Source organism: Falsiroseomonas oryzae (assembly GCF_027856955.1).
Taxonomy (GTDB): Bacteria; Pseudomonadota; Alphaproteobacteria; order Acetobacterales; family Acetobacteraceae; genus Falsiroseomonas; species Falsiroseomonas oryzae.
Genome location: NZ_JAPSMD010000302.1, coordinates 1 through 6,703, shown reverse-complemented (window position 1 = coordinate 6,703; position 6,703 = coordinate 1). Strand labels below are relative to the sequence as shown.

Genomic DNA, 6,703 nt, shown 5'->3' with positions numbered 1-6,703 from the left:
CGCCAGCGCCTTCAGCCGCGCCTTCGGCCGCACCTTCGGCTATCCCCCGCGCGAGGCGCGCGCGGCGGCGCTGGCGGGCCTGCGCCCGGCGCCGCGGGCCGCGGCGCCGACGGTCGAGACGGCGGAAGACGATTTCTGCGGCCTGCTCCGCCGGCTGACGAACCAGCAGGCGGCCGCCTGAACGGCCCGCCGGGTCCGCGTGCCGTCAGTGCAGCGGCAGCAGCCAGGGCACCATCAGCACAGTGAACGCCATCACCACCAGCGTGAAAGGCACGCCGACCTTGATGAAATCGCCGAAGCCGTAGTTGCCCGGCGCGACGACCAGCGTGTTCGTCGGCGAGGAGACCGGCGTCATGAAGGCGGCCGAGGCGGCCAGCGCGACGGTCATGGCGAAGGGATAGGGCGACAGGCCCAGGTCGCCGGCCACCACGATGGCCACCGGCGCCATCAGCACCGCCGTCGCCGTGTTGGAGATGAACAGGCCGAGCATCGCGGTGATGCCGAACAGCACAGCCAGCACGACCCGCGGCGGATAATCGCCCGCCAGGGAGACCAGCGCATCAGCCGCCAGGTCCACGCCGCCGGTCCGCTGCAGCGCGATCGAGAAGGGCAGCATGCCGACGATCAGCACCAGCGTCTTCCAGCTGATCGCCCGGTAGGCGCTGCCGAGGTCCACACAGCGGAACAGCCCCATCAGCAGGCAGCCGATCAGCGCGGCATGCACGTTCGGCAGGATGCCGCTGACCATGAGGCCGACCGTGACCGCCAGGCACAGCACCGCTTCCACCGCGCGGCCGGGCGCCGGCAGGACCTCGTCGAACTCGGCGGGCAGGTTGAGCAGCACCAGGTCGGCATTGTCGCGCCGCAGCTTGTGCAGGTCGGACCAGAAGCCGAACAGCAGCAGCGTGTCGCCGACCTGGAGCCGCTGAGAGAGCAGGTCGGGCCCGGCCGGCGTGCGCCCGTGACGCAGCCCGATCGCCGTCATCCCGTAGTCCGAGCGCAGCCGCGCCTGGATCAGCGTCTGCCCGACCAGCGGCGATTCGGCCGGGACCAGTGCCTCCACCATGCCCACCTGCTGCGCGCGGCTGGTGAAGTAGCGGCTGCCGTCGCCGAGCGGCAGCACCTCCAGCCCGTGCCGCGCGAAGACGGCGGCGTGGTCGGCATCGGCGGCCTGCATGTCGGCCAGCAGCACGTCGCCGAGCTGCAGCACGACCGCGCCGGACGGACGCACCAGGTCCACGCCGAAGCGGCGCGCCCGCTCGATGGCGAGAATGTTCAGCCCCTCGGCCCGCAGGCCGAGCTCCTCGAGCGTGCGGCCCGCCAGCGGCGACCCCTCCGCCACGCGCAGCCGGTACTCGCGGTCCGGCAGCGCGTAGAGCTCGATCCAGTCCTGCAGGCTGGCGCGCCGCGCGGCCGGCGCCGCCGCCGCGGCGGACGCTGCCCCGCCGCCGACCAGCAGGCGTCGCGCCAGCAGCATGTAGAGCACGCCGAGGACCAGCAGCGGCAGGCCGAAAGGCGTGATGCCGAAGAAGCCGAAGCCCTGCAGGCCCTGCCGCTCCAGCTCGGCATTGACCATCAGGTTCGGCGCCGTGGCGATCAGCGTCAGCATGCCGCTGAGCAGCGCCGCGACCGACAGCGGCATCATCAGCGCGCGCGGCGACGCGCCGCTGCCCTGGCACAGCCGCAGCACGATCGGGATGAAGATGGCCACCACCGCCGTGCCGCTCATCACAGAGCCCAGGCCCGCCGCGGCGACCATCAGCATGGCCAGCATCCGCGCCTCGCTGCCGCCCGCCACCTGCGCCAGCCAGTCGCCGATCCGGCGTGCGACGCCGGTGCGCACCAGCCCTTCCCCGATGACGAACAGCGCGGCGATCAGGACGATGCTGGGATCGGCGAAGCCGGCCAGCGCCTCGTTCATGGTGATGACACCGGTGAGCGGCAGCAGCACGATCATCAGCAGCCCCACCGCATCCATCCGTGGGCGATTGGCGATGAACATGGCGATGGCGGCGGCGAGCAGCAGCAGCACGAGGGCGAGATCGGTGTTCATGGTACCGCTTCGTGGCCGGGAGATGCCGGGAGTTGGGCTGCGATCACGGGCGCGCCGCCCCGACCGCGCGCAGCGCGTCGGTCGCGCCCGTCAGCATGATCTGCGCGCCGATGCACAGCAGCAGGAAGGCGGCGAGCTTGGAGGCGACCAGCGTGCCCTGCGGACCCAGCCGCCGCGCCAGGGCGGCGGCATTCGCATAGGCGATCCAGACCGAGGCGGCGACCGAGACGGCGATCAGGACCGAGGAGAGGCCGTTCACCAGCACGTCGCCCACGCCGGAGGCCCGCCGCTCCGCCGACAGCGCGATGCAGGCGGCGATCGAGCCCGGGCCGGTGGTCAGCGGCAGCGTCAGCGGGAAGAAGGCCATGCGCTCGATCGGCGCGGTGTCCAGCGCCGCGGGCGCGCGCGCGTCCCGACGCTGCGCCGCTTCCGGCTCCTCGTTCAGCATGCGCCAGCCGGCGACGGCCACGGCAAGCCCGCCGGCGATGCGCAGCGCTTCCAGCGAGATGCCAAAGAAGCCGAGCACGTGCGAGCCGAGGAACAGCGCGACCACCAGCACCACGAAGCTGTTCAGCGCGATCGCGCGGGCCAGCCGCGCGCGGTCCTGCGCGGTGAGCCACTGGGTCATGCTTTGGAAGATCAGCGCGCCGGCGGGCGGGTTGATGATGCTGATGAGCGCCGAGTAGCCGAAGAGCCAGCTGGACAGCAGCGTGGCGACAAGGAAGCCGTCGATGATCATTGCGTCCCGCCCAATGCCGGCGGGCGGCCCGGCGTCAGCGCAGCTCGATCGTCACGCCGCCTGGCGCGAAGCGCAGCTGACCACCCAGCCGCTCCGTGCGCAGCCTCAGTTCCACGCCGGCGGCGTTCCGCAGGAAATAGGTGGTCGGCCCGCTCTCCCCCTCGGACGGGGCCTGCGCGGCGTGTTCCTCGTAGCGGCCGGAGAAATCCTCCAGCCGGCGCAGGTTGAACACCTCGCCGGTCGCCGAGAGGCTGGCCACGCCGAGGCTGCCGAATTCGAGGCCGCGGACCGCGAAGGAGTGCTCCTCGCCCCGGAAGCGCAGACGCCCGCCGCCGACCGAAGCGCCGACCGCCAGCACCCCAACACGCACCTGCTCGATCACGATGGAGGCGTCCGGGTTCGGGTCCGGGCGCTGCTGTGCCTGCGCAGGCAGGCCGAGCGCCAGGACCAGGAGCCCCATGAGGGCGCCGACGCGGCCGCGACAGGTCATCCGCTCTCCCCCGATGCCCGATTTCGCCGGCATAGGGGGAGCGGCGGAAAAAGACCAGCATCACAGTCCCCAGGGCAGCCCGGAGAGGTGCCAGCCCGCCATGAACAGCGTCCATACCACGCAGAGCACCATGACATAGGGCAGCATCAGCGCGATCACCGTGCCGATGCCCGCATCCTTCTGATACTTGATGGCGAAGGTGACGATCATGGCGAAGTAGGCGTTCAGCGGCGTGATCGAGTTGATGGGCGAATCGCCCACCCGGTAGGCCGCCAGGACCGCTTCCGGCGTGACGCCGAGCTGCATCAGCAGGGGGACGAAGATCGGCGCGAAGATCGCCCATTTCGCCACCGCCCCGGTGATGATCAGGTCCAGGACGAAGGTCACCACCACGAAGCCGACCAGCAGCCAGAGCGCGTCGAGATTGGCGCGCTGCAGGATGTCCGCCAGCGAAACCGCCGCCAGCGTCGCCATGTTCGAGTAGTTGAAGAAGGCGATGAACTGGCTGATCACCAGCAGCAGAAGGATCAGCCCGGCCAGGTTGCCGATGGCCTTCTGGATTGCCGCCATCACCGCATTGGTGCCAACCAGCGTCTTCGCGCCGCGCCCATAGGCGATGCCGCAGGCCAGGAAGACCAGCGCGATGGACACGATCAGGCTGGTCATGAAGGGCGAGTTGCCGATGATCGCCCCGGTCTCGGGGTGGCGCAGCGGCGCGCCCGGCGGCAGGGTGAGCAGCGCGAGGAAGCCGAAGACGCCGAGCATCGCCCAGAGCGCGTGGCGCAGGCCGCGATACTCGTCCTCGGACAGCGCGCTCTCGCCCTCCACCACGTAGTCGCCCGTGTAGGGGCCGAGGCGCGGCTCGATCACGCGTTCCGTCACCAGCCCGATCAGCACCGTCAGCAGCAGCACCGAGCCGATCGAGAACCAGAGATTCGCCGCGAGGTCGATGGACAGGTTCGGGTTGACCAGCCGGATCGCGTCGTTCGTGATCTCGGTCAGGATGCCGTCGGTCGGCACGATCAGCACGTTGACCAGGAAGGCCGAGGCGACCGAGGCGAAGCCGACCGCGAGGCCGGCCAGCGGATGCCGCCCCACGCTGACGAAGGCCGCGGCTGCCAGTGGGATCAGCACGAGGTAGCCGGCATCCGCCGCGATGGAGGAGACGATGCCGACGAAGGTCAGGATGTAGGTCAGCGCCCTGGCGGGCGCCACGATCACCAGCTTGCGGATCAGCGCCTTGACCAGCCCCGACTCCTCGGCGACGCCGACGCCGACCATGGCGACGATGATCACGCCCACCGCGTTGAAGTTCATGAAGTTCTGCACGACGCCGGTGAACATGAACCGGATGCCGTCCACGGAGAGCAGGCTGCGCGCCGCGGTGGTGGCGGTGGCGATGTCGCCGGTGGCCGTGTCGTAGGTCTGGTAGGTGACGCTGGCGCCGAGCAGCTGCAGCACCGCGGAGAGCACCACCACCAGGATGATCAGGTAGACGAAGATCATCACGGGATGCGGCACGCGGTTGCCCACGCGCTCCACCGCGTCCAGCACGCGCTGCATCGTGGTGGGCCGCGCCTCGGCCGGCGTCGCGTTGCCCGTGTCCATCGTCCCCTCCCCCGTGACCCGCTACGCGCCCTGCCGCGACAGCGCGTCGAGGATGCGCGCCCAGCTTCGCATGCCCCTGTGGAAGCTCGTCACGTTGTATTTCTCGTTCGGGCTGTGGATGCGGTCGTCCTCCAGCGCGAAGCCGGCGAGGATGACGTCCATCCCCAGCGCCTTCTTCAGCTCCGACGTCACCGGGATGGAGCCGCCGCCGCCGATGAACACCGCCGGCTTGCCCCATTCCTCGCCCAGCGCCTGGCGCGCCCGGGCGAAGGCCGGGTCGTCCACCGGGAAGCGGATCGCGGTGCCGGAGCCGTGCTCCTTGAACTCGGCGCGGCAATCCGCCGGCAGCCGCGCCAGCACGTGCTCGCGGAAGGCGGCGCGGATCTTGTGCGGATCCTGGTCGAAGACGAGCCGGAAGGAGACCTTGGCGGAGGCGATGGCGGGGATCACCGTCTTGAAGCCCTCGCCCTGGTAGCCGCCGCCCATGCCGTTGATCTCGGCGGTGGGACGCGACCAGACCATTTCCAGCGCGGAGCGCCCCTTCTCGCCGGCCGGGACCGACAGCCCGACCTCGCCCAGGAAGGCCTCGGCGCTGAAGCCCAGGCTGTCCCAGTCCTTGCGCAGTGCCTCCGGCAGTTCCGGCACGCCGTCGTAGAAGCCCTTCAGCGTCACGCGGCCATCGGCGTCGTGCAGGTCGGCCAGGATGCGCGCCAGCACCCGGTTCGGGTTCGCGGCGGCCGAGCCGTAGAAGCCGGAATGCAGGTCGCGGCTGGCGGCGTGGATGAAGACCTCCTCGCCGCAGAGGCCGCGCAGCATGGTCTGGATGGCGGGCGTCCTCGCGTCCCACATGTTGGTGTCGCAGATCAGGCCGATATCGGCCTTCAGCTCCGCCGCGTTCTGCTTCAGGAAGGGCGGCAGGTTCACGCCGCCGGATTCCTCCTCGCCTTCCAGCAGCACGGTGACGGGGATCGGCAGCGAGCCCGTCACCGCCTTCCAGGCGCGGCAGGCCTCGATGAAGACCATCACCTGGCCCTTGTCGTCCGACGCGCCGCGTCCCTTGATGATGCGCGTGCCATCGGGAAGCGTGGCGAATTTCGGCTCGAACGGGTCGTGGTCCCAGAGCTCGAGCGGATCCACCGGCTGCACGTCGTAATGGCCGTAAAACAGCGCGGAGGTGCCGGCGCCCTCGCGCGCATGCGCGACCACCATGGGATGGCCCGGCGTGTCGCGCACCGCGGCCTCGAAGCCGATGGAGGCGAGGTCCTTCGCGTGCCATTCCGCGCAGGCCCGGCATTCCGCGGCATAGGCCGGGTCGGTGGAGATGGACCGGATGCGAAGCAGGGCGAAGAGCCGCTCCAGCGCCGACTCGAGGCTGGCGTCTATGTGCGCGAGGACATCGTCAAGCCTGGACATGGGGTCGCTCCGGGGCTCCTGGACGGCGGGCGGCACGGGCTGCATGGGCCGCGCCCCGGCACCATCCGGACGGGGCGACGGAGCGCGCCGGGTGGTCCGGCGGGCCTTCCATGATGGGCACCACGCTTCCTCCGTGTGTGGTGACGCGGCGTCGGCCCGCGGTGCGGCCCGTCGCAGCGCAGCCGGCGCGCCGGGCACGCGCACCGGGACGTCGCAGCGACCTCCGCGATGCGCCCGACCCGGGTCGGCACGTGCGAACGGTAACCCCCGCACGGCACGACGCATATGCGCGCGGGGTGCCGGTGCTGTTCAGGGCGTCCCAAGCTGCGGGCGGGCGACGCGGCGTGCCGGGCAGTCCGGGCGCCGAGGAGCAGCGCGCTGGCCGCCGGGCCGGGCTGTG

Annotated in this window: 6 protein-coding genes; 1 reads left to right on the top strand and 5 read right to left on the bottom strand. The window is 71.0% G+C overall.

Features of this window, described 5'->3' with window-relative positions; genetic code table 11:
- Nucleotides 1–181, top strand: a 181-nt coding sequence (locus tag OZN99_RS22380) for a hypothetical protein (RefSeq protein WP_270937472.1), incomplete at its 5' end; no start/stop codon positions are given.
- Nucleotides 182–205: 24 nt separating this feature from the next.
- On the opposite strand, the gene OZN99_RS22375 is transcribed toward OZN99_RS22380, so the two are convergent.
- Genes OZN99_RS22375 through OZN99_RS22355 form a run of 5 tightly spaced genes read right to left on the bottom strand, consistent with a single transcriptional unit; the run spans nt 206 to nt 6,303 of the window.
- Nucleotides 206–2,053 (bottom strand): SLC13 family permease, encoded by a 1,848-nt coding sequence (locus OZN99_RS22375; RefSeq protein WP_270937471.1) that lies wholly within the window; start codon nt 2,051–2,053, stop codon nt 206–208.
- Between the two features lie 43 nt (nt 2,054–2,096).
- Nucleotides 2,097–2,792, bottom strand: a complete 696-nt coding sequence (locus tag OZN99_RS22370; RefSeq protein ID WP_270937470.1) for a MarC family protein — start codon at nt 2,790–2,792, stop codon at nt 2,097–2,099.
- A 34-nt stretch (nt 2,793–2,826) separates the two neighbouring features.
- Nucleotides 2,827–3,282 (bottom strand): hypothetical protein, encoded by a 456-nt coding sequence (locus OZN99_RS22365; protein ID WP_270937469.1) that lies wholly within the window; start codon nt 3,280–3,282, stop codon nt 2,827–2,829.
- A 60-nt stretch (nt 3,283–3,342) separates the two neighbouring features.
- The gene (locus tag OZN99_RS22360) at nt 3,343–4,890 is read right to left on the bottom strand and encodes an AbgT family transporter (protein ID WP_270937468.1); all 1,548 of its coding nucleotides are present in this window, start codon (nt 4,888–4,890) and stop codon (nt 3,343–3,345) included.
- Between the two features lie 21 nt (nt 4,891–4,911).
- Nucleotides 4,912–6,303, bottom strand: coding sequence for a M20/M25/M40 family metallo-hydrolase (locus tag OZN99_RS22355; RefSeq protein WP_270937467.1), 1,392 nt, complete (start codon nt 6,301–6,303; stop codon nt 4,912–4,914).
- Between the last annotated feature and the right edge of the window lie 400 nt (nt 6,304–6,703).

Bases quoted from the DNA above. Each gene is read 5' to 3' on its own strand.
- OZN99_RS22375 (WP_270937471.1), bottom strand. From the start codon at position 2,053: ATGAACACCGATCTCGCCCTCGTGCTGCTGCTGCTCGCCGCCGCCATC.
- OZN99_RS22370 (WP_270937470.1), bottom strand. From the start codon at position 2,792: ATGATCATCGACGGCTTCCTTGTCGCCACGCTGCTGTCCAGCTGGCTC.
- OZN99_RS22365 (WP_270937469.1), bottom strand. From the start codon at position 3,282: ATGACCTGTCGCGGCCGCGTCGGCGCCCTCATGGGGCTCCTGGTCCTG.
- OZN99_RS22360 (WP_270937468.1), bottom strand. From the start codon at position 4,890: ATGGACACGGGCAACGCGACGCCGGCCGAGGCGCGGCCCACCACGATG.
- OZN99_RS22355 (WP_270937467.1), bottom strand. From the start codon at position 6,303: ATGTCCAGGCTTGACGATGTCCTCGCGCACATAGACGCCAGCCTCGAG.